24 protein-coding genes are annotated in these 21,723 nt (G+C 71.0%); 10 read left to right on the forward strand and 14 right to left on the reverse strand.

What is annotated here, in order from left to right; translation table 11 throughout:
- Positions 1 to 78: 78 nt before the first annotated feature.
- The 4 genes from QM517_RS06340 to QM517_RS06355 all read left to right on the forward strand — a co-directional run bounded on the left by QM517_RS06340 (position 79) and on the right by QM517_RS06355 (position 3,267).
- The gene (locus QM517_RS06340) at positions 79 to 1,008 is read left to right on the forward strand and encodes a helix-turn-helix transcriptional regulator (RefSeq protein WP_077052214.1); all 930 of its coding nucleotides are present in this window, start codon (positions 79 to 81) and stop codon (positions 1,006 to 1,008) included.
- A gap of 105 nt (positions 1,009 to 1,113) precedes the next feature.
- Complete coding sequence (locus QM517_RS06345; protein WP_283285998.1) at positions 1,114 to 1,440, forward strand: DUF7882 family protein; 327 nt, start codon at positions 1,114 to 1,116, stop codon at positions 1,438 to 1,440.
- 68 nt (positions 1,441 to 1,508) lie between these two features.
- The gene (locus QM517_RS06350; RefSeq protein ID WP_283285999.1) at positions 1,509 to 2,714 is read left to right on the forward strand and encodes an NAD(P)/FAD-dependent oxidoreductase; all 1,206 of its coding nucleotides are present in this window, start codon (positions 1,509 to 1,511) and stop codon (positions 2,712 to 2,714) included.
- 100 nt (positions 2,715 to 2,814) lie between these two features.
- Positions 2,815 to 3,267 carry an SRPBCC family protein gene (locus QM517_RS06355; protein ID WP_077052217.1) on the forward strand — a complete coding sequence of 151 codons (453 nt, stop codon included), beginning with the start codon at positions 2,815 to 2,817 and terminating at the stop codon, positions 3,265 to 3,267.
- 67 nt (positions 3,268 to 3,334) lie between these two features.
- Here the strand turns inward: QM517_RS06355 and QM517_RS06360 are convergent, their stop codons facing one another.
- Entirely contained in the window at positions 3,335 to 4,327 is a 993-nt protein-coding gene (locus tag QM517_RS06360) for an aldo/keto reductase (RefSeq protein ID WP_283286002.1), read from the reverse strand.
- A gap of 134 nt (positions 4,328 to 4,461) precedes the next feature.
- Here QM517_RS06360 and QM517_RS06365 point away from each other — a divergent pair, with 134 nt between their 5' ends.
- A complete protein-coding gene (locus QM517_RS06365) occupies positions 4,462 to 4,842 on the forward strand; it encodes a hypothetical protein (RefSeq protein WP_283286004.1) in 381 nt (126 codons plus the stop codon).
- 9 nt (positions 4,843 to 4,851) lie between these two features.
- On the opposite strand, the gene QM517_RS06370 is transcribed toward QM517_RS06365, so the two are convergent.
- The 5 genes from QM517_RS06370 to QM517_RS06390 all read right to left on the reverse strand — a co-directional run bounded on the left by QM517_RS06370 (position 4,852) and on the right by QM517_RS06390 (position 9,467).
- Positions 4,852 to 6,279 (reverse strand): PepSY-associated TM helix domain-containing protein, encoded by a 1,428-nt coding sequence (locus QM517_RS06370; RefSeq protein WP_283286007.1) that lies wholly within the window; start codon positions 6,277 to 6,279, stop codon positions 4,852 to 4,854.
- Entirely contained in the window at positions 6,276 to 7,499 is a 1,224-nt protein-coding gene (locus tag QM517_RS06375; protein WP_283286010.1) for a Dyp-type peroxidase, read from the reverse strand. The genes QM517_RS06370 and QM517_RS06375 overlap by 4 nt, the downstream gene beginning before the upstream one ends.
- Positions 7,499 to 8,047, reverse strand: a complete 549-nt coding sequence (locus QM517_RS06380; RefSeq protein ID WP_283286012.1) for a copper chaperone PCu(A)C — start codon at positions 8,045 to 8,047, stop codon at positions 7,499 to 7,501. The genes QM517_RS06375 and QM517_RS06380 overlap by 1 nt, the downstream gene beginning before the upstream one ends.
- Before the next feature lie 10 nt (positions 8,048 to 8,057).
- A complete protein-coding gene (locus QM517_RS06385; protein WP_283286014.1) occupies positions 8,058 to 8,615 on the reverse strand; it encodes a copper resistance CopC family protein in 558 nt (185 codons plus the stop codon).
- A gap of 255 nt (positions 8,616 to 8,870) precedes the next feature.
- Positions 8,871 to 9,467, reverse strand: coding sequence for a hypothetical protein (locus QM517_RS06390; RefSeq protein ID WP_283286016.1), 597 nt, complete (start codon positions 9,465 to 9,467; stop codon positions 8,871 to 8,873).
- A gap of 54 nt (positions 9,468 to 9,521) precedes the next feature.
- Here QM517_RS06390 and QM517_RS06395 point away from each other — a divergent pair, with 54 nt between their 5' ends.
- Positions 9,522 to 10,541 carry an epimerase gene (locus tag QM517_RS06395; protein ID WP_283286017.1) on the forward strand — a complete coding sequence of 340 codons (1,020 nt, stop codon included), beginning with the start codon at positions 9,522 to 9,524 and terminating at the stop codon, positions 10,539 to 10,541.
- Between the two features lie 13 nt (positions 10,542 to 10,554).
- Here QM517_RS06395 and QM517_RS06400 read toward each other — a convergent pair whose 3' ends face one another.
- Positions 10,555 to 10,713, reverse strand: a complete 159-nt coding sequence (locus QM517_RS06400; protein WP_139340730.1) for a hypothetical protein — start codon at positions 10,711 to 10,713, stop codon at positions 10,555 to 10,557.
- Between the two features lie 141 nt (positions 10,714 to 10,854).
- Between QM517_RS06400 and QM517_RS06405 the strand changes: the two genes are divergently transcribed.
- The gene (locus QM517_RS06405; protein WP_283286020.1) at positions 10,855 to 11,115 is read left to right on the forward strand and encodes a hypothetical protein; all 261 of its coding nucleotides are present in this window, start codon (positions 10,855 to 10,857) and stop codon (positions 11,113 to 11,115) included.
- A 1-nt stretch (position 11,116) separates the two neighbouring features.
- On the opposite strand, the gene QM517_RS18600 is transcribed toward QM517_RS06405, so the two are convergent.
- Positions 11,117 to 12,082, reverse strand: a complete 966-nt coding sequence (locus tag QM517_RS18600; protein ID WP_283286022.1) for a helix-turn-helix transcriptional regulator — start codon at positions 12,080 to 12,082, stop codon at positions 11,117 to 11,119.
- Between the two features lie 84 nt (positions 12,083 to 12,166).
- Between QM517_RS18600 and QM517_RS06415 the strand changes: the two genes are divergently transcribed.
- Positions 12,167 to 12,628: a GNAT family N-acetyltransferase gene (locus QM517_RS06415; RefSeq protein ID WP_278102400.1), complete on the forward strand. Its 462-nt coding sequence runs from the start codon at positions 12,167 to 12,169 to the stop codon at positions 12,626 to 12,628.
- 97 nt (positions 12,629 to 12,725) lie between these two features.
- Here the strand turns inward: QM517_RS06415 and QM517_RS06420 are convergent, their stop codons facing one another.
- Both QM517_RS06420 and QM517_RS06425 read right to left on the reverse strand, forming a co-directional pair.
- The gene (locus QM517_RS06420; protein ID WP_077052229.1) at positions 12,726 to 13,619 is read right to left on the reverse strand and encodes an SDR family oxidoreductase; all 894 of its coding nucleotides are present in this window, start codon (positions 13,617 to 13,619) and stop codon (positions 12,726 to 12,728) included.
- 53 nt (positions 13,620 to 13,672) lie between these two features.
- Entirely contained in the window at positions 13,673 to 15,481 is a 1,809-nt protein-coding gene (locus QM517_RS06425; protein WP_283286036.1) for a glycoside hydrolase family 15 protein, read from the reverse strand.
- A gap of 163 nt (positions 15,482 to 15,644) precedes the next feature.
- On the opposite strand from QM517_RS06425, the gene QM517_RS06430 reads away from it, so the two are divergent.
- Positions 15,645 to 16,202 (forward strand): Dps family protein, encoded by a 558-nt coding sequence (locus QM517_RS06430; RefSeq protein WP_077052231.1) that lies wholly within the window; start codon positions 15,645 to 15,647, stop codon positions 16,200 to 16,202.
- Positions 16,203 to 16,268: 66 nt separating this feature from the next.
- On the opposite strand, the gene QM517_RS06435 is transcribed toward QM517_RS06430, so the two are convergent.
- The 3 genes from QM517_RS06435 to QM517_RS06445 all read right to left on the reverse strand — a co-directional run bounded on the left by QM517_RS06435 (position 16,269) and on the right by QM517_RS06445 (position 19,916).
- Positions 16,269 to 16,472, reverse strand: a complete 204-nt coding sequence (locus QM517_RS06435) for a hypothetical protein (RefSeq protein WP_283286038.1) — start codon at positions 16,470 to 16,472, stop codon at positions 16,269 to 16,271.
- Positions 16,473 to 16,586: 114 nt separating this feature from the next.
- Positions 16,587 to 19,118, reverse strand: a complete 2,532-nt coding sequence (locus tag QM517_RS06440; protein WP_283286039.1) for a DEAD/DEAH box helicase — start codon at positions 19,116 to 19,118, stop codon at positions 16,587 to 16,589.
- Positions 19,119 to 19,163: 45 nt separating this feature from the next.
- Complete coding sequence (locus QM517_RS06445) at positions 19,164 to 19,916, reverse strand: hypothetical protein (RefSeq protein ID WP_283286040.1); 753 nt, start codon at positions 19,914 to 19,916, stop codon at positions 19,164 to 19,166.
- 87 nt (positions 19,917 to 20,003) lie between these two features.
- Between QM517_RS06445 and QM517_RS06450 the strand changes: the two genes are divergently transcribed.
- Positions 20,004 to 21,038: an LLM class flavin-dependent oxidoreductase gene (locus tag QM517_RS06450; RefSeq protein ID WP_283286042.1), complete on the forward strand. Its 1,035-nt coding sequence runs from the start codon at positions 20,004 to 20,006 to the stop codon at positions 21,036 to 21,038.
- Between the two features lie 56 nt (positions 21,039 to 21,094).
- Here the strand turns inward: QM517_RS06450 and yiaA are convergent, their stop codons facing one another.
- A complete protein-coding gene (gene yiaA, locus QM517_RS06455) occupies positions 21,095 to 21,562 on the reverse strand; it encodes an inner membrane protein YiaA (protein ID WP_077052244.1) in 468 nt (155 codons plus the stop codon).
- Positions 21,563 to 21,723 lie beyond the last annotated feature (161 nt).

Below are 21,723 nucleotides of genomic sequence, written 5' to 3' on the forward strand. Positions count from 1 at the left end.
CCCGCGACACGTCCGACCTCGACGGCGGGGGCAAGATAACCGGGATGCCGCGGACCGGACACCGCGGAGGAGGGTCGCATGGGGGAAGTCCTCACCGTCAACGCCACCGGCGCTCGCGACGTCGAGACGGTGTGGCAGCAGTTCATCCCCAGCGCCCGACTCGAGCACGTCGATCCGCTGCGCGTGCGGTTCCGCTGGACGTCGATCGACACGGGGGCGTTCTCGCTCGTGCAGTACTCGCTGCGCGCCGACGTGCGGTCCTCCATCCACCTCGACGACCAGATCATGGCCTGCCAGCTCGCCGCCCTCGACGCACGCATGACGACGGAGGGTCATTCGCTCGACGCCCGGCAGCCGTGGATCACGGGCGACAGGGCGATGCAGGCGCGCTGGAGCGGCACCGGGAAGGTGCGGGCCTTCCTCTTCGACCGGACATCGGCAGAGCGGATCGCCCGTGCGGTCTCGGGCGAAGACCGTCTCGTGCTGCGCTCGATCGATCCGGTCGCGCGCGACCGCACCCTCGCCGCACAGTGGGAGCGCAGCTTCGGGTACGTGGCATCCGCCCTCGCCGTCGGGCACGAGCAGCCGCTCATCGCCGCCGAGCTCGAACGGCACGCCCTGATCTCCACGCTCACGACCTTCTCCACCACCTACCTGGAGGCCCTCGACCGCACCGCCCAGCGCGCGGCTGCACCGCGGACCGTCCGACGGGCCCTCGCGTTCATCGACGCGCACGCGCACCAGCCGATCACCGTCGACGACATCGCTGCGGCGGCGGGCATCTCGACGCGGGGGCTCCAGCACGCGTTCCGCCGCGCCCTGGGCGTCACGCCCTCCGAGCAGCTGCGCACGGTCCGTCTCGCCGCCGCGCACCGCGACCTGCAGAACGCCGGCGCGACGGTGGGCGAGGTGTCCCGCCGGTGGGGGTTCTCCAGCCCGTCGCGGTTCGCGCGGTTCTACCGCGACATGTACGGGCGCAACCCCGCCCAGACCGCCCGCATGTTCTGACACCCGTCGCATTCCGTGTCGTGATGGCGCGAAAGGTCTGCGACGGCGGCCGGAGAGGGGGGAACGGGGCACAGTGACGAGGTTGGGCGACGAAAGGGATCGATCGTGGGGAAGTTCATGTACGAGGGAGCGGTCCGCGCCGATTTCGAGGACCGCGTGCTCGCCCACCTCCAGATCGTGATCGGGAACAAGCTGCGTCGTGGCGAGCCGTTCTACTTCCAGTGGAAGGACGACGTCAGCACGGGCGGAGGCCGCACATCGGTATGGCTGCACCCGCACGCGAGCATCGTGTTCAAGTTCCACGGCGGCCGCCCGCCGGCACTGAACCGCAGTTGGCTCGAGGCGCTCATGACGATGGCGAACTCCCCCACCGGGTTGTACGTCGTCCCCGAGCCGGCCGAGGATGCCCTGACGGCCGACCCCTTCGGCTGACCTCGCTGTCAACCCGCTCGCCTCCCGGCCCGCCCCGGGGTTCCCTGACGGGAACGGAAGGATGCCGCATGCCGCACACACCCTCACCCGAGACGCGGATCGTGGTGATCGGGGGCGGGAACGCCGGGCTCTCGATCGCCGGACGCCTGCACAACGCGCGCCTCGGGAACGTCACGGTGATCGAGCCGCGGGAGCAGCACGTCTACGCACCGCTGCAGTCCCACATCGCCGGGGGCACCGCCCGGGCCTCGCGGGCCGCGCGCCGGCAGGCCGACGTGATCCCGCCCGGCGTGCGGTGGCTGCGGGACGAGACCTTCACCGTCGATCCCGCCGCCCGCCGCGTGCACCTCGTGTCGGGCGGGCGCCTCGACTACGACCAGCTCGTCGTGGCCGCGGGTCTCCGGCTGGCGTGGGAGGCGATTCCGGGTCTCCCCGAGGCCATGACCCAGCCCGAGGGCGTGTCGAACTACGACCTCGCCCTGGCTGTGAAGGCGTCCACGGTGCTGCGCGACCTTCGTCGCGGGACCGTCGTGTTCACGCAGCCGCCGGAGCCGGCCTCGTGCGGCGCGGCCGCGCAGAAGCCGCTCTACCTCGCGTGCGACTGGTGGCGCGCGCTCGGGGTCCTCGACGACATCCGCGTCGTCCTCGTGCTCCCCGACCCCGTCCCTTTCGGCATCCCCGACATCGATCGCGAGCTCCACCGGGTACTCGACGGGTACGGCGTCGAGGTGCGGTACTCCCGCGAGGTGAGGAGGGTGGATGCCGCCTCCCGCACGCTCACGATCGGTCACGGCGACGACGAGGAGACGCTCTCCTACGACGTGCTGCACGCCGTCCCGCCGCAGCGCGCGCCCGAGTGGATCGCCGGGAGCGGGCTCGCCGACCCGGACGACCCGCACGGCTTCGTGGACGTCGACCCCGAAACGCTCCGGCATCGCCGCTTCCCCGACGTCTGGTCGCTCGGCGACTCCGCCCGCGTCGCGACCCGCCCCTCGGGCGGGGCGATCCGGCCGCAGGCGAAGGTGCTCGCGAAGAACCTGCGGGCGGTCCTGCGCGGAGCCGCCCCGCGCGCGCGTTACGACGGCTACAGCGTCGTCCCTTTCACCGTCTCGCGCGGAACCGTCGTCTTCGCGGAGTTCGACCGTCGCGGGAAGCCGCAGCCGACGGTTCCGTTCTGGCGCTCGCTGTCGCGCGAGCGGCGTTCGACCTGGATCGCGGATCGGCGGATCCTGCCCTGGGTGTACTGGCACCTGATCCTGCGCGGACGGGCCTGAGGCGCCCATAGGCCACATCCGCCGATCCCTCAACCCCGGGGTCGGCGGAAGATTTCCCGCGAAGACTGGCCCCAGCCCCGGATCACCGAGAGAGGACATCATGGCCCAGGTCATCGAAACCATCGACGTCGACGTTCCCGTCCGCGTCGCCTACAACCAGTGGACGCAGTTCGAGGAGTTCCCCCACTTCATGAGCTTCGTCGAGTCCATCACGCAGAAGACCGACACGCTCACGCACTGGAAGGTCAAGATCGCCGGCGCGGAGCGCGAGTTCGACGCCGAGATCACCGAGCAGCACCCCGACGAGCGCGTCGCGTGGAACAGCGTCGGCGGAGACGAGAACCACGCCGGCGTCGTCACCTTCCACCGTCTCTCGGACGACGAGACCCGGGTGACCGTGCAGATCGACTGGGAGCCGACCGGGCTCCTCGAGAAGGCCGGCGCCGTGCTCGGCGCCGACGACCGTTCGGTGAAGAAGGACCTCGAGCACTTCAAGGAGTACATCGAGTCGCGCGGTGCCGAGTCCGGCTCGTGGCGCGGCGACGTCAGCTGACGTCTTTCCCACGGAACACGGATGCCGGACCCCCTCGGGGTCCGGCATCCGTCGTGTCAGGGGCGACTCACCACTGCGGGTGGATCTCGGCGCGCAGGCGGCGGTCGTAGACATCCCGCACGAGCGTGTCGAAGGCCGCGACGTCGAAGCCCCCGTCGAGCAGGTCGGCGGCCGCGGCGTTGGCGGTGGCCTGCTCGGCCGACCGGGCACCCGGGATGACCGATGTCACGCCCTCGCGCGACGCGATCCACGCGAGCGTCGCGGCGGGCAGGGTCACACCCTCGGGGAGGGCGGCCTTCAGCTCGTCGGCCGCGGCGACGCCCTCGGCGAAGGGCACGCCCGAGAACGTCTCGCCCTTGTCGAACGCCTCGCCGTTGCGGTTGTAGGTGCGGTGGTCGTCCTTGTCGAACGTCGTGTCGACGGAGTACTTCCCCGACAGCAGCCCGCTGGCGAGGGGGACCCGCGCGAACACCGCGACGCCCTTCTCCGCGGCGAGCGGGAGCACCTCGTCGAGCGGCTTCAGGCGGAACGGGTTGAAGATGATCTGCAGGTTGGTCAGGTTCGGGCGCCGCAGCGCCGAGAGCGCCTGATCCATCGTCTCGACCGAGACGCCGTAGGCGGCGATGACGCCCTCGGACACGAGCTGGTCGAGCGCGTCGTACGTCGCATCGTCGTCGATCACGGCCGACGGCGGGCAGTGCAGCTGCACGAGGTCGAGCGTGTCCTGGGCGAGCAGGCGGCGCGACCGCTCGGTCCACGCGCGGAAGTTGTCCATCGTGTAGTTCTCGGGCACCTGGTCTTCGCGACGCCCCATCTTGGTCGCCACGGTGACGCCCGCGGCATCGGAGGTCTGCAGGAACGCGCCGATGAGCTCTTCCGACCGCCCGTCGCCGTACACGTCGGCCGTGTCGAAGAGGGTCACGCCGGCGTCGACCGACGCGCCCAGCACCTGCATCGCCGCGTCTTCGCTCACCCCGCCCCAGTCGGGACCGAGCTGCCAGGTGCCGAGGCCGATGGCGGAGACCTCGCGGCCGGTGCGGGAGAGGGGACGCTGCTGCATTGCGGTTCCTTTCGGGGGTCTCCCCGAGCCTATCCAGCCCCTCCGACACCCGGGCCACCGCGCCCCGTCAACCCCGTCATCGCCCGGCGCACGTCCGCCTAGCGTGAGGCCACACCCCCACCGGAAGGACCACCGTGACCACTCCCCCCGAGAACCTCCCCGGCGCCGACCACGAGCAGACCGTCTCGGACGCCGAGGGCCTGACCGCCGACGTCCCCGCGGGCGGGGCGGGCGCCGACACCGGCGCCGTCTCCGCCACCGAGATCGACGACGCCGACGACGCGCGCGTGCCGAACGTCTCGAGTCAGAACGACAGCCCGGGCGTGGGCACCCGCGGCGGCGGTTCGACCTCGCACCCCGATCCCGACGAGTCCCCCGACGCCTCCGCACCGTCGACGGGCGAGGATCACGTGGATGCCGACTCCCCCATCGGCAGGTACCAGCCCGGTGTCGGTCGGTCCTCGGCGGAATCGAGCAGGGTCGCGCAGAACCTGCCCGATCCCGACGAGGACTGACCCCGGCGGCTACCCGGCCGTCGCGCGCCGTCGCTGCACGAACCCGAGGACCAGGTCGAGCACGACGAACGCGGCGAGCGTGTAGCCGACGAACGGGAGGAGGAGCCCCAGCCCGATCGCTCCGGCGAGCACGAGGGCGATCCCCCACCAGGGCGCGCCGCGCAGCGCCCCGCGCGCGGGGGTGGCCGCGACGCCCCGGGTCGGGCGGCGCTTCCACCACATCGCGTAGCCGAGAGCGACGAGCGTCGCGATCCCGAGAGCCAGGGTGAGCAGCACCAGCTGATTGGCGAGTCCGAACATCGAGCCCATGTGCGTGTCGATGCCCCAGCGCGACAGCTTCGCCAGCAGCGGGTACTCGGCGAAGTCGACCCGGTCCGTCACCTGCATCGTGGAACCGTCGATGGCGACGGCATCCACCTCGGTCGGGAAGCTGCGCTGGATCTCCTGCACGACCCAGGCCTTGCCGGGGGCGGTGGGGGGCTTGATCTCGACCTGCCCCGTGTTGACGTTGATGCGCTGCGCGATCGCGAGCACGGCGTCGAAGGTCGCGGGGTTCGCAGCCCCCGTCGGTGCGGTCGCGGCTCCGCCGTGGTGCGCGTGGTCACCGCCCGTCGCCGTCTCCCCCTCGAGCGAGGTCGACAGCGCCGGAGTGCCCCCGCCGACGGCGGCGCGCAGGTCGGCGACGTTGGCGCCCGCGAACGTCGACCACGTGATCCCGGTGGCCGAGAGGAACACGGCCCCGAGCACCACCCACACGCCGATCGAGGCGTGCCATCCGAACAGTCCGCGATAGCCCGTGTGGGAACGGTTCGGACGTACGAGGTCGACGCGCCCCCGACGGCTGCGCCGCATCCGTCCGATCCAGAGACCCAGGCCGGCGAGCGCGACGATCCCGAGCCAGGATGCCGCGAGCTCGCTGTACCACCGTCCGGGCTCGCCGAGGTGGAGGTTCCGGTGCAGATCGCTGACCCAGGTGCGAACGGGCAGGGCGCCACTGGTGCCGTACGCCGTGAGGTCGCCGCGGATCTCGGCGGATCCCGGGTCGACGAAGATCGCGCGGGTCTCGCTCGCGCCGAGGGAGGGGTCGGCGAACATGACGCGGGTCGTCGCCCCCGGTTCGGGTGCGGGCCGCACGGCGACGGGGGTCGCGTCGCCGCCGACGTACCTCTCGGCGGCGACGATCTGATCGGCCAACGGCAGGGGCGCGGCGGTCGAGGGCGCCGTCAGCTCGTGCGCGTACACGATGCGATCGAGCGTCGGCGTGATCGCGTACAGCGCCCCGCTCAGCGCGGCGACGAGGATGAACGGCCCCACGAGCACCCCGGCGAAGAAGTGCAGCCGGCGCAGGAGCGCCGTGAACCAGCCCTTCCGGACGCGCGGAGGGGAGGGGTCGGATGCCGCGGAGGCGGGCACCTGCTCGGTGTCGGTGGTGGTCATGTCAGGATTCCTTCTCCGATGAAACCGCCCTCGGCGCAGCCGGGCGGAAGGGCGAACACGGCCGACCCGATGGGGGTCGTCCATTCGTTGAGCAGGTCGAGTTCGTCGAGTCGTCGCTGCAGGGGGACGAACTGCCGATCGACGTCGGCCTGGAACGAGACGAACAGCAGTCCCGCGTCCGAGACCGCGTCCGTCGGCGGCGCGTCGTCGTAGTTGTAGCCGCGGCGGAAGATGCGCTCCGCGGGGTCGTCGGACCGGGACCGCCGCACGTGCGAGAACTCCGGGATGACGGGGAAGCCGATGGCATCCTTGGCCGCGAAGTCGGGCTCGTCGAACTCGTCCGTCCCGGTGAGCGGGGCGCCCGTGGACTGGAAACGCCCCACCGCCTGGTCGCGCCCGGGACGATCCAGCCGGTCCCACTTGTCCAGGTCCATCGCGATGCGCCGCACCACCATCCCCGTCCCGCCGGTCAGCCAGCCCTCGCGCGACCAGACGACCTCGTCGAACCCGGTGGTCCCGGGCAGCGGGTTGGCGGTGCCGTCGACCTGGCCGAAGAGGTTGCGCATCGTGGTCCCCGGGCGCGTCGTCCCGTGCGCGCGGCGGAAGCCCTGCTGCACCCATCGGGGTGTGGCGAACGCCCGCGCGTCCTTGAGCAGCATGCGCGTGGCGTGGGCGACGGTGACCGGATCGTCCGCGGCGATCTGCAGGAGCAGGTCGCCGTCGCCGTACTCGGGCCGGAGCCGGTCGATCGTGAACGCGGGAAGCGGGCGCAGCCAGGCGGGGGCCGCGGCGCCCGTGCGCGCGACGAACTCCGGGCCGAACCCGAAGGTCACCGTCAAGCGCGCGGGCGAGACGGCCAGCTCCGGTTCGGTGTCAGCGAGGGCGCCCTGCCCCCGCGTCAGACGCACGGCGTCGTCCGTGAGCAGGCGCATGAGACGGCGCAGGGCGTCGCGGTCGGTGTCGGCGCGCAGGTCGAGCGCGACGAGCGACACGTGCGCCTGCGCGTCCGTGTCGATGCCGGCCTGGTGGGCGCCGTGGAAGGGCACGACGACATCGCCGTTCAATGGCGCCGCGGACACGGCATCCGTCGCTCCGGCCGAGACGGCCGCGTCGATTCCGACCGCGGCGAGCGCCCCCGCGCCGGCGACGGCTCCCCCGAGGAGGAACCCCCGCCGGCCGAGGCCGCGATCGCCCGGAGCGGATCGATCGCGGGACGCCATCAGTGGTCCGACTCCGAGGACCCCATGTCCATCTCGCCCATGTCGCCCTCGTAGGTCTCGTTCGCACCGGCGAACTCCTTCACGGGCGCGGTGATCTGCGCCGTGGAGTCGTCCGAGAACGTCAGGGTGATCGTGGTCTCGTCGCCGACGAGCAAGGGCGATGTGACGTCCATGAACATGAGGTGGTTGCCACCCGGCTCGAGGGTGATCGCCCCGTGGGCGGGGATGACGAATCCGCCCTCGACCGGGCGCATGACCATCTGGCCGGACTCGTTCTGCACGGTCTCGTGCAGCTCCATCGCAGAGGTCGCGGGGCTGGTGGCCGACACGACCGTGAGGTCGGTGTCGCCGTCGTTGCGGAGCTCGCCGAAGCCGGCGCTCATCCCCGCGTCGGCGGCCTTGACCCAGACGTCGCTGGTCGAGAACGCGTCGGCCTCCGGTGTGGCGGACGTGGTGGGCGCCGCGGCGCCGGCGCACCCCGAGAGAGCGAGAGTCGCGGCCAGGGCGAGGGCGCCGAAGCGCAGGAGGGAGGTGGTGCGGACGGACATGGAGAACCTTTCAGGACTGATCGCCGCGGGCACCGCGACGACGGAGGGGGAACGAGACCGCGACGAAGACGGCGAGCGCGAGGCCCGCCCCGATCGCGGCGATGACGACGACACGGGGAATCCCCGCGCCGTCGGTGGAGGCGGGGGCCGCCTGCGGGGAGGGCGCCGTCGAGACCGCGGCCCGTTCGAGGGGCGCGGCGTTTCCGACGGTGAACGGGATGACCCCCGAGATGGGGTGGCCGTCGACCGAGACGACGCGCCACCGGATCTCGTACCCGGCGACCGGCATGCCGTCCGCCAGGTAGACCGAGACGGTCCCGGATGCCACCACGGGGTCGGCCGCCACCCAGTCGGTGCCGTCGCCGTCGGCGACGATCACCTCTGCCCCGACGTCCATGACGTCGGCGGAGAATCTCAGCGAGATCTCCTGGGGTGCGGAGGGCAGACGCTGACCCGCGGAGGGTGAGCTGGAGAGCAGTTCGTCGTGGGCGGAGGCCGGGACCGACGACGCCAGGACGGCGACGGCAGCCACGACGATCCCCGCCGCGACGACGCGGAGGCGATGCATGGGAACCTCTTCCCGGATGCCGGAGCACCCGTCGGACAGCGACCGCGCACGGGCGCACCGGGGCGCGCGGGACGCGGACGCCGAGGGCCGTCGGAGTCCGTACTCGCTCGATGGCGAACGCCGGACCGCGCGCGCGGCGCGCGACGACCCCGGTGGATGTCGGGGATGCGAGGCTCTGCCACCCGACGTGAACCGTCCGCGCCGCGGGGCACAGAGGTCATCGGCATCCCTCCACGAACGGAGGGATGCGGGGCGTCAGAGCGCGAAGAGGGGCGGTCCGCGCCTTTGCGCGGAGGCGGTGAGCAGCAGCGAGGCCGGGCGCACGGCGGCGAAGACGACGACGGGGACGCGACGCAGCGGAACGGGCAGGGGGCCCACGGCGATGATCGCCGCTCGGGCACGCAGCCAGACCAGGAGCCGGTCGGCCAGCACCCGGAGGAGCGCCACGGTGCTCTCACCGCGGTGCAGCGCCAGCGTCGTGACGACGGCGGCGACGAGGTGCCACCCGCCCATCGTGACGTCCGCGGTCACCAGGGGGCCGGCGGGACCGTCGAGCACGGTGGCGACGCCGTGGACGTGCGTGGCGCGCCCGGTGTCGTACGTGCCGAGCACGAAGAGGGCGTGGAAGAGGATCTGGCTCAGCGTCACGGCCGCGCCCAGGCGCCAGACCGAGAGGCGGCGGCCGGCCAGAGCGACGCAGACGACGAAGGACAGCGCGAGCGGGACGACGATCCCGAACGCTCCCGGCACGGTGCCGCCGGCGGTGACGTGGGACAGCAGGGCCACGAAGGTGGCCACGCTCGCAGCGACCGTCCCGCGCGCGACGCGCGTGCCCCGGTCCTGTCGTCGCATGTTCTCATTCTGTCAGCCGGGCGCCGACTCTCCCGCCACCCCTAGGCTGGCCGGATGACGAGCACCCCGGCCGCCCCTCGCCGCGTCGTGATCGCCGGCGCGAGCGGATTCGTCGGTCAGGCGCTCGTCGCCGCGTTCCGCGAGGACGGCGACGAGGTCGCCACGGTGGGGCGCACCGGCACGGCGACGTGGACCGACCCGGCGGGGATCGCGCGGCTCGTGGACGGCGCCGACGTGCTCGTGAACCTCGCCGGCCGCATCGTGTCGTGCCGGTACACCGACGCGAATCGCGACGAGATCCTGCGCTCCCGGGTCGATACGACCCGCGCCCTGCATCGGGCGGTTCAGGATGCCGCCCACCCCCCGCGCGTCTGGATGAACGCCTCGACCGCCACCATCTACCGGCACGAGACGGAGAGCGGCAACGACGAGGTCGACGGCGTGATCGGCGAGGGCTTCTCGGTCGACGTCGCCACGAGCTGGGAGCGGGCGTTCTTCGACGGCGAGCTGCCCACGACGCGGCGGGTCGCACTCCGCATGGCGATCGTGCTGGGCGACGGCCCGGCCACGCGCATGCTCCTCGCCCTGGGCAGACTGGGTCTCGGCGGTCCGCAGATCGACAGCTGGTGGTTTCCGCACCGTCGCTACCGCGGGATCGGGGCACGCCCGAGCGGACCCGCGTGGTCGTCGTGGCACCGCACGCGGGGACGCCAGCGCTTCAGCTGGATCCACATCGACGACGTGGTGGCATCCGTCCGCTTCCTGCGCGAACGCGACGTCATCGCGGGACCGGTGAACCTGTCGGCCCCCGGGGTCAGCGACAACCGCACCCTCATGCACGAGGTACGTCGGGTCGCGGGGATGCCGGTGGGTCTCCCGGCGTTCCGGTGGATGCTCGACCCCGCCATGGCGGTCCTGCGCAACGAACCCGAGCTGGTGCTCAAGAGTCGATGGGCGGTGCCCGGGGTCCTGACCCGCGCGGGGTTCGCCTTCGCGTACGACGAACTGGGGCCGGCGCTGGACGCCGTGGCATCCCAGCGCCGGCCCCGGGCCCGCGATCTCTTCTCGAGCTGAGAAGAGGGGGAGATCAGGTGTTGCGGCGCACGAAGCGCAGCAGTGCCGCGATGACACCGACGATCAGGATGATGATCCCGATCCACAGGAGGAACTTCACGGCCTCGACGAAGATGCCGAGGAACAGGAAGACGAGACCGACGACGATGAGGAGGATGGCGAGAGCTGGCATGTCATCCACCCTGCTCCGTCTACGGGAATCGGCCCGCGCCCTTGACAGACGGCACACGCCGGTGCACGCGCGTGTCAAGGTCCCGGCGCGCGGAAGGCTCGCGGTCTAGCGTCGGATCCGTCACCACGAGAGAGGCGCATCATGGGCGATCGCGACACCACCGGCCACGGCACCGGACCCGAAGAGGGCGAGTACACCGAGGTTCAGCTGCCCGACGGCGAGGAGGCGGGACGCAACCTCGACGCTCCGGGCGACTACGTCGACAACGAGCGGGCCGACGGCACCGAAGCGCGGCCGCGCGCCGACGAGGCCGGTTCCTACACCGACGTGCAGCTCCCCTCCGGCGACGAGTCGCGCGAGGACACCGAGCGTCCGGGCGAGTACACCGACCGCGATCGCTGAATCAGCGATCGAGCGTCGTCTTCGGGTCGGCCCGGTAGGCCGCGCGGTACGCCGCGGCGAATCCGGGGAGATCGACGAAACCCCAGCGGAGCGCGATCTCCGCAACCGTCGTCCGGGTCGGATCGGATGCCATCAGGTCGGCGTGCGCGGCGCTCACGCGTGCGTGCTCCAGGTAACCCTCGGGAGTCGACGAGAGCTGCCCGTTCGCGGCGAAGGCGCGACGCAGCCCCGCAACCGAGGTCCCGGTCGCGCGTGCGGCGTCGTCGGCCGTGATGGGTAACGACGCGTGATCGTCCATCCATCGCATGGCGGCGGAGTAGGTGGCCGCTTGAGCCATCGCCGAGGCGCGCCGCTCACGCGGGTCACCCGCCAGGGGGAACGCCTCCAGGGTGGCCGACACGAGCGCGCGGTGCACGTGCGCGCGCACCAGGGGTTCGGCGAGAAGAGGGAGCTGGGTGAAGGCCCAGCGCAGGGTGGCGACCCAGTAGTCGCGCATCCGTCGGGATACCGGGCCCGTTCCGTCGAAACGCACCTCGAGAGCGTCGTCTCCGTAGATGGTGCGGACGGCGTCCTCGAGTCGCGCGGCGTCGAACGCGACGATGTCGATCTCCGCACCATCGGCGACACCGGAATACTCCTGGCCCGGCTGGGCGACGGCCGGCTCGATGCTGTACTCGCCGCTCGCCGACCCGATACGCCACGAGAAACCGGGGGTTCCGGTGGCGAAGAAGAACCGATCGACCCCGTACTCGACCTCGGCCCGGCATCTCCACGACAGGTGACGCAACGAGAAGGCGTCGTCACCGACGGCGCGCTCGGCGAACGAGCCCACCTCCACCTGCATGTCGACACGACCGTACTGTGCGCGCAGCCACTCCAGGGTTTCCGCCGCCTCCGCCGTGCGCACGCGTGTGTCGTAATAGTCGCTGCTCACGGCCTGCGGCACCTCGTTCCCGCTGGACTGCACCACCGCCATAGTAGTTAACCCGGCGATCCCACCGGCATCTTCTCATCGCCGCCGATAGTTCACCCACCTCCAGAAAGAGCCCCCGTGACCGACTCGCCCGTCATCCGCGACATCCACCCCGACGACGCCGGAGAGGTCCTGACGATCCAGCGCGCCGCCTTCGCCAGCGAAGCGCTGATCTACGGCGACCCCGACATGCCGCCCCTGACCCAGACCCTCGAGGAGCTCGAGGCCGAACTCGTCGAGAACCTCGGCTGCGTCGCGATCGTCGGCCACCGTCTCGTCGGAGCCGTTCGCGCACGCCGTGACGACGAGCTCCTGCTGATCGGTCGCCTCGCCATCGCACCCGATCAGCAGGGCGGGGGCCTCGGGTCGAAGCTCCTCGCCGCCGTCGAGGAACGTGGGCGCCAAGCCGGTGCGACCGAGGCCGAACTGTTCACCGGCGGTCTCAGCGAGGCCAATCAGCGCCTCTACGAGCGCGAGGGGTATCACCGCTCCGAGACCACCCCCGACGGCGAGATCTTCTACCGCAAGCCGCTGACCTGACACCGCGAGAACAGGCGATGCACCGAGAACAGGCCGATTCGCACAGAATCGGCCTGTTCCGGTCGCATCGCCTGTTCTCGTCGCGACGCCGCGGTACTTACGGGGTCGGCATGCCGCCGTTGACGTTGAGCGTCTCGCCGATCACGTAGCTCGATTCCGCGGATGCCAGGTACACGTACGCCGGGGCGAGCTCGGCGGGCTGCCCCATGCGCCCGAGGGGCGTCTCCTCGCCGAACTCCGCGACCTTCTCCTGGGGCTGACCGTCCGAGACCTGCAGCGGCGTCCAGATGGGGCCGGGAGCCACGGCGTTGACGCGGATGCCCTTCGGCGCCAGCTGCTGACCGAGCGCCTTGGTGAAGGCGTTGATGGTCGCCTTCGTCGAGGCGTAGTCGACGAGGATCGCCGACGGCGAGTACGCCTGGATCGAGGTCGTGTTGATGATCGCGGACCCCGCCGGCAGGTGCGGAAGCGCCGCCTTGGTCACCCAGAACATCGCGTACACGTTCGTCTTGAACGTGGCGTCGAACTGCTCGTCGGTGAGGGTCGTGAGGTCCTCGTTGAACAGCTGCTTGCCGCCGTTGTTGACGAGGATGTCGAGTCCGCCGAGTTCCTCGACCGCCTGCGCGACGAGCGCACGGCAGTACTCGGGGTCGCGGAGGTCGCCCGGGATCTGCGCGACGGTCGCGCCGGCCTCGCGGAGGATCCCGGCGATGCGATCGGCATCCTCCTTCTCCTCCGGCAGGTACGACATCGCGACCGAGGCGCCCTCGCGGGCGAAGGCGATCGCGGTGGCCGCGCCGATGCCGGAGTCGGCGCCGGTGATGAGGGCCTTGCGCCCCTCCAGCCGGCCGCTGCCGACGTAGGTGTCCTCGCCGAGGGCGGCCTTCGGGCTCAGCTCGGCATCCAGACCGGGCTCGGGCTGGTGCTGCTTCGACGGCTCGATGTCGGCGTAGAGCTTCGCGGGGTCGGTGAAGGTGTATTGCGTGGTCATGGCGAGTCCTTTCGGGGGGATGCCGCGACGCGAGTCGCCGCGGCGGGGAAGGGTCAGCGGTCGCCGAGGTCGCCCTCGTCGACCACCTCACGGATGACGAGCGCGGCGTTGATGAGCGCGAGATGGCTGAGCGCCTGCGGGAGGTTGCCCCAGAAGGCCCCGTCGTCCTCGGCGATCATCTCGGAGTACATGCCGACGTCGTTCGCCTGCGCGACGAGCGCGTCCATGGCTTCGATGGCCTCGGCGTGGCGGCCGACGCACGCGAGAGCCGTCGCCCGCCAGAAGGCGCACGCGACGAAGGTGTGCTCCTCCTGGTCCATGCCGGTGTACCGGTAGACGAGGTGGTTCGAGGTTCCGAGGCGTTCGGTGATGGCATCCACGGTTCTCGACATGCGCTCGCCCCGGTCGAAACCGGTCGGCGCATGCAGCAGCACCGACGCATCGAGGTCGTCGGAGCCGGGGCGCAGGGTGTAGGCCTGCACCGACTCCGACCAGCAGTTCTCCTCGACCCACGCGTGGATGCGGTCGCGCTCGGCGCGCCAGCGGTCGCCGTTGTCGGGGATGTGGCCGCCGTCCGCGAGCCACTGCGCGTCATCGAGGGCCTTCCAGCAGCCCATCTTCGACGAGGTGTAGTGCTCGAGCTCGGGCAGCTCCCACATGCCGGAATCGGCACGCCGCCAGAGATCGCACGTGCGGTCGGCGACGTCGGCGAGCAGCCGCCCCGTCTGGATGTCGAGGCGGTTTCCGGCCTCGACGTACGTGCGGCACAGGGCGATGAGGTCGCCGTAGACGCCGAGCTGCAGCTGGCCCTGCGCGGGGTTGCCGGTGACCACCGGCTGGTTCCCGTTCCACCCCGGCACCTGGTGCTTCTCCAGGCCGATCTCGGCATCGCCGTCGAGGGTGTACATCACCTGCACCTCGGGACCGTTCTTCCGGATCGTGCGCAGGAGCCACGAGATCGCGGCGTGCGTCTCCTCGCGGAGGCCGAAGCCCACCCACGCGTGCGCCGTATAGGCGAGGTCGCGCACCCACGCGAAGCGGTAGTCCCAGTTCTTCCCGCCGCGCGGGTTCTCGGGGAGCGAGGTGGTCGCCGCCGCCGCGATGGCACCGGTGGGGCTGAACAGCAGGAGCTTGAGGGCGAGCGCGCTGCGCTGCACGTCGTCTGCCCACGGGCCCCGGTACGAGAACTCGTCGGACCACATCTCCCAGCCGCCGATCGTGCGGTCGATCCCGCGGTCGACGTTCTGCGCGTCGGGGATGCGGAGAGGTTCGCCCTCCGTCGCGGCGATCACGAGCAGGTGGCGCGAGCCCTCCGCGGTCGTGAAGCCGCCGTCGATGCTCTCGTCGCCGGCATCCGGCTCGCCGCGGAGCCCGTACTCGTGCCCGGTCACCGCGAGCGAGACGTGCCCGATGCGCATGATCGAGAAGCCGTCGATGCGCTCGGTCCAGGGCGCGGCCGAACGCAGCATCGTCCCCGGCTGCACGCACCAGGCGAACTCGACCTCGCCCGCCACTCCGTCGACGCGACGGGCGAGCTCGGCCCAGGGCAGACGGCCGGCGATCCCCGTCACCATCGCGTCGGTGACGGTGGCGACACCGGAGGCGGTGGTGAAGGTCGTCTCGAGGACGTTGGTGCGTGGGATGTAGCGTCGCGTGACCTCGTACTCCTCCACCGGCGCGAGCTGGATGCACCCCCCTGCCGATTCGTCGACGAGCCGGGCGAAGACCGGTCGCGAGTGGATGTTGGGGAGCGGAAGCCAGTCGACGCCGCCGTCCAGCCCGATCAGCGCGACCGTCCGCCCGTCGCCGATCGCGGCGTAGTCGCGCAGCGGGCGGGACGGCGGAGGCGGGGTCGTGAGCACGGTCCCACGCTAGGAACCGTCTCGCGCCGCGCTTCGGGGGTTGTCGATCGCGTGCCGAGCGGGTACGGGGCCGGTACCGCGGCACCGTCGCCCTCGCAACCCCCGACCGTCGCCGCGACGCACGACCTAACGTCGAGGGCGACAGCGAGTGAAAGGAACGCGCATGTCCCCCACCACGAAGGACACCCCGACCAAGAACCGCCGTCGCCCGGCCCGCGGCGGCAGCGGCCCCGAGACCACCGACGAGCAGAACGCCGAGAAGGGCTTCCAGGCTTCGGAGAAGCTCACCGACAGCCTGCAGGCCGTCCTCATCGACCTCATCGAGCTGTCGATCCAGGGCAAGCAGGCGCACTGGAACGTCGTCGGGAAGAACTTCCGCGACACCCACCTGCAGCTCGACGAGATCATCGACGCCGCGCGCGAGTTCAGCGACACGGTCGCGGAGCGCATGCGGTCGCTCCACGCCCTGCCCGACGGCCGCAGCGACACCATCGCCGAGACGACGACCCTCCCGGAGTTCCCGCAGGGCGAGGTGGACACGGCCGAGGTCGTCGACCTCATCACCGAGCGCCTCGACGCGACCGTCGGCACCGTGCGCGCCGTGCACGACGACGTCGACGAGGAGGACCCGACCAGCGCCGACATCCTGCACGGCATCCTCGAGCGTCTCGAGCAGCTGTCGTGGATGGTCAGCGCGGAGAACCGCGTCGCGCGGAAGTAACCTCATCGGACGATGACACCGGATGCCGGGGCTCGAGGGCCTCGGCATCCGTCGTTCCGGCAAGGATCAGCTGCGTGCGAACGTCTGGGCTGGGCTGCTCTCCCCACGCGCGAACCGGGCATTCCAGCGAGCTTCCGACTCTGCGAAGCGGCGCTCCATGCGATGTTCCATCCGGGCGAATATCCACTTCATCCCGCTCAGGATCGCCGCGGCGAAGGTCACGAAAAAGGCGGCGAGCGCGATGATCGCTTGAGCGGTGTCGACGTTCACGGGCAGGTCCTTTCAGCGGGGTGTCGTCGAACCTACGCCGCCGCCGGTCGCCCTGCACGCGTACGTGCGCGAACCGTGGACAACTTCACCCCGCGATCCACCGGGGAGGAAGGGTCAGAGCCGCAGCACCTCGGTGACGCGCACGATCGCCGTGCCCTCTTCCTCGGAGGCGCCGAGATCGACCTCGGCGCGGATGCGCCAGTCGTGGTCGCCGGCGGGGTCGTCGATCGTCTGCTCGACGCGCCAGACGCCGTCCGTCGCCGCGGACTCGTCGATGTCGACGAGTGCGGAGGACCGCGATGCGCCCCCGGTGCCGATGCTGTCGTGCTCGTCGAAGTAGCGGTCGAGAACGCCCGGCCAGTCGACGTCGGGATCGAGTCCGACTAGTTCGTCGTCGCGCTGGAGGGCGGCGAGCTGGACGCGGCGGAACATCTCGTTGCGTACGAGCACGACGAACGCGCGGCGGTTCGTGAGGATCGACGGCGGCGCGGGGGGCACCACCGGGGCCGACGGGTCGTCGGCGGGGTTGATCAGCTGCTCCCACTCGTCGACGAGGCTCGAATCCACCTGGCGCACGAGCTCGCCGAGCCACGCGATGAGGTCGAGCAGGTCGGGCGTCTGCGCGTCGACCGGCACCGTCTGACGGATCGCGCGGTAGGCGTCGCTCAGGTAGCGCAGGACCAGCCCCTCGCTGCGGGCGAGCTGGTACAGCGAGACGTATTCACCGAACGAGCACGCCCGCTCGAACATGTCCCGCACGACCGACTTCGGCGACAATTCGAAGTCGCGGATCCACGGCTGGCTCGACGCGAACACCTCGTACGCCTGCGCCAGCAACGCGTCGAGGGGTTTGGGCCAGGTGATCTCCTCGAGCAGTTCCATCCGCTCGTCGTACTCGATGCCCTCGCGCTTCATCGCGGCCACGGCCTCGCCCCGCGCGCGGAACTGCTGCTGCGACAGGATCGGACGCGGATCGTCGAGCGTCGCCTCGATCACGCTGACGACGTCGAGGGCGTAGTGCCCCGTGCCGACCGACGACGCCGGGGGCGCGGCATCCGGCCCCCTGCCGAGTTCGACGTCGGGGTCGAGCATCTCGATCGCGGCGAGCGCGAACGGCGACAGCGGCTGGTTGAGCGCGAAGTTCGGCTGCAGGTCGACGGTGAGCCGGATGCCGCCCTCCCCCGCCTCGACCACGCCCGCCTGCACCAGGGTGCGGAAGATCGCGATGGCACGGCGGGCGAGGTCGTACTGCCGGGGGCGCGGCTCGTGATTGTCGAAGACCAGGGAGCGGACGTTGCCGAACACGTCGCCACCGCGGGCGATGACGTTGATGAGCATCGCGGCCGTGAGCTTCATCTGCGGCTGCAGCGGTTCGGGCTCGGCCGCCACCAGGCGGTCGTAGCTCTGCTCGGTCCAGTTGACGAACCCCTGCGGCGCCTTCTTGCGCACGATCTTCTTCTGCTTCTTCAGGTCGTCGCCGGCCTTGAGGATCTGCGCGGCGTTCTCGATCTCGTGATCGGGTGCCATGACGACGACGGTTCCCGCGGTGTCGTACCCCGCGCGGCCCGCGCGGCCGGCGATCTGGTGGAACTCGCGGGCCGACAGCTGGCGCATGCGCGTGCCGTCGTACTTCGTGAGGGCCGTCAGGAGCACGGTGCGGATGGGGACGTTGATGCCCACGCCCAGCGTGTCGGTGCCGCAGATGACCCGCAGGAGCCCGCGCTGGGCGAGGGTCTCGACGAGCCGCCGGTACCGGGGCAGCATGCCCGCGTGGTGCACGCCGATGCCCGCGCGCACGTAGCGCGAGAGGGTCTTGCCGAAGCCGGTGGTGAAGCGGAATCCGCCGATCGCCTCGGCGATCTCGTCGCGCTGCTCACGGCCGATGATCCGGATCGACGACAGCGCCTGAGCCCGCTCCATCGCCGCCGCCTGGGAGAAGTGGACGACGTAGACCGGGGCCTGCTTCGTGTCGAGAAGCTCCTGCACCGTCTCGTGCACGGGGGTGCGGGCGTACTCGAAGTGCAGCGGCACGGGCCGTTCCACTCCCGTGACACGGGCGGTGGCCCGCCCGGTGCGGCGGGAGAGATCGTCGGCGATGTCGGCGACGTCGCCGAGAGTCGCCGACATGAGGATGAACTGCGCCCGGGTCAGCAGCAGCAGGGGCACCTGCCACGCCCACCCGCGGTCGGGTTCGCCGTAGTAGTGGAACTCGTCCATCACGATCTGATCGACGGCCGCGTCCGATCCCTGACGCAGAGCGAGGTTGGCGAGGATCTCCGCCGTGCAGCAGATGATCGGCGCGTCGGAATTGACCGAGGAGTCCCCCGTCACCATGCCGACGTTCTCCGCGCCGAAGATCTCGACCAGCGCGAAGAACTTCTCACTCACGAGAGCCTTGATCGGGGCCGTGTAGTAACTGCGGCCGCCCCGGGCGAGGGATGCCGCGTGCGCGGCGACCGCGACGAGGGACTTGCCCGTCCCCGTCGGGGTCGACAGGATCACGTTGGCGCCGGAGACGATCTCGATGATCGCCTCGTCCTGGGCGGGGTAGAGAGTCAATCCGCGGCTGCTCGCCCACTCCACGAACCCGAGGTAGGCGGCATCCGGGTCGCTGCCTGCGGGCACATGGTCGAGGAGCGAGGTCACTGGACCACCCTCTCATCCCCCCGGTCGCCGCCCGGCCGCACGGACTCACTCCGCGTCGGAGAAGACCCCCACGTGGTCGCCGTCGCGCACGAACTGCAGCGAGCTGCCGACGGGGAATCGCGCCCGGAAGGCGTCGGGCAGGTCGGGCGTCACGACGAACTCGATCGTGGCGGGGAAGGCCCCCGCGCCGCACCCGCCGTACCGGTACCCGATCTGCGACGCGGTGATGTCGCCCGACGCGGGGATGGTCGACGTGTCGATGAGGATGAGGCACTCGGCTCGAGTTCCCGACGAGTCGACCTGCGTCGTCCCGGCGTACGCGGTGAGACCGTGGAAGTCGGCGTAGACGGACACCTCCGACGAATCGAACCCCATGCTCCTCACCGGGGAGTCGTCGGCGGACGGGTCGGCCCGCAGCGTATCGACCTGTGCGACGCCCGCGGTCCGCGCGACGGGCACGAACGTCGTCGCCGCGATCGACGCGGCGCTGGCGACGGCGGCGACGGCCGCGAGCGACCCCGCCCACAGCCACAGCGTGCGCGCACGCCGCACCACCGGGCGCCGGGCGGGGGGCTCGCCGGACTCCACGTCATCGTCGTCGACGACGAGCGGCGCGGCGTCCGGAGCCGTGGGCGGGGTTACCGACGGCCGCTCGACGGCCTCGACCCGAGCCAGACGCTCGAGGTCCTCCAGTTCCTGCAGCCGCTCCACGGCGGCGGGATCGCGATCCAGGTCGGCATCCGGCCCGTACGCCCGAGCGCGGAGGGCCTGCAGCTCGCTCCGCAGCTCGACATCCATGCCCTGCATCGTGCCACAGCCCGGACGCGTCGGGGCCGTCGCCTCCATTCGCGGGAATAGACCAGCGGATGCCGCGTTGCACCCGTCATGCGCTCCTTCGGCACTCTCTCCTTCGGGCACTACGGCCCCCTCGGCGGCGGCCATCATCTCTCCGCCGGCGACTCGATGCTGCAGGCGATCGACCTCGCCCAGGGCATGGACGATCTCGGCGTGAACGGCGTCTCGTTCCGCGTCCACCACTTCGCCCGACAGCAGGCCGCACCGATGCCGCTGCTCGCCGCGATCGCGGCACGCACCTCGCGCATCGAGGTCGGCACCGGTGTCATCGACATGCGGTACGAGAACCCGCTGATGCTCGCCGAGGAGGCGGCGTCCGTCGATCTCATCAGCGGCAACCGGCTCGCCCTCGGCGTGAGCCGTGGCTCACCCGAGACGGTCCTCCGCGGCTACGAGGCGTTCGGTTACACCGGGTCCGAGGACCCGCGCGGAGCCGACATCGCCCGTGACCACTTCGACCTGTTCCTCCGCGCGATCGACGGGGAAGGGCTCGCCGAGCGCGACCCGATGAGCCCCTTCGGCGGCGGCGCGGGGCTCCAGCGGATCGAGCCGCACTCCCCCGGCCTGCGGAAGCGCATCTGGTGGGGCGCCGGCACGACGGCGACGGCCGAGTGGGCGGGGCGCACGGGCGTGAACCTCATGTCGTCGACGCTCCTCACCGAAGCCGACGGCACACCGTTCGACATCCTGCAGGCACGCCAGCTCGACGCGTTCCGCGAGGCGTGGACTCAGGCCGGACACGCCGGCGAGCCGCGCACGTCGGTCAGCCGCAGCATCTTCCCCATCGTGAGCGACGAGGACCGCCTGTACTTCGGCGGCTCGGCCGGTTCCGACCAGATCGGCGTCATCGACGGCATGCGCTCCACGTTCGGCAAGACGTACGCCGCCGAGCCCGACGTGCTCATCGAGCAGTTGCAGAACGACGCGGCCGTGATGAGCGCCGACACCCTGATGCTCACGATCCCGTCGCAGATGGGGGTGGACTTCAACCTCCGCCTCATCGAGAACTTCGCGACGCACGTCGCGCCCGCCCTCGGCTGGCAGTCGACCCTCGCGGCCGTCTGAGCGAACGACGGAGCCCCGGATGCCATGGCATCCGGGGCTCTTCGTATATGGGGCGATCAGATGCCGGGGAATCCCGGTGTCCGCTCGACCGGTGCCGGATCGGGGTGCACGACCCGGAAGGCGGCGATATCGCGGACGTTCTTCTGCACCGCGACCACGGCGAACAGGCTCATCGCGAAACCGATCCCGTAGAACCCCTTCTCCGACAGCAGGAGCTCGGCGTTCCACAGTCCGATCGACATGAGCGCCAGGGCCGCGAGCAGCATCGCCCACGCGACGCCCAGGTACGCGCCGGTCACGGGCACGTCCTCCGCGCGGTCGCGCACGGCCTTCTGGACGGAGATGGCGGCGAAGAGGCCGAGCAGGAAGACCGCGAGGAAGTATCCCTTCTCGGCGAGTTCCATGTGGGCGTTCGCCAAGCCGATGAAATACACGGAGGCACCGAGCCCCAGCGCCACCCACGAGGCCCCGACGAACGCGGCGGTCGGCCGTCCGATCTCGAGGTGCGTCTGCTGATCCATCATTGGGTCCAACCTTCCTCTCGGGCCTCGCGGACGAGGCATATGCATTTCGAGGAAGGTAGCGGCCAGCGCATGCGACTACAGCCATATGCATGTCTCTCGGACCGTTTTCCCGCCCATGGGCGCGGAAGCATAGTCAGTCGATCCCCGGGGCTCAAGGGCAC

It is taken from the genome of Microbacterium sp. IEGM 1404 (assembly GCF_030056775.1).
Lineage (GTDB): Bacteria > Actinomycetota > Actinomycetes > Actinomycetales > Microbacteriaceae > Microbacterium.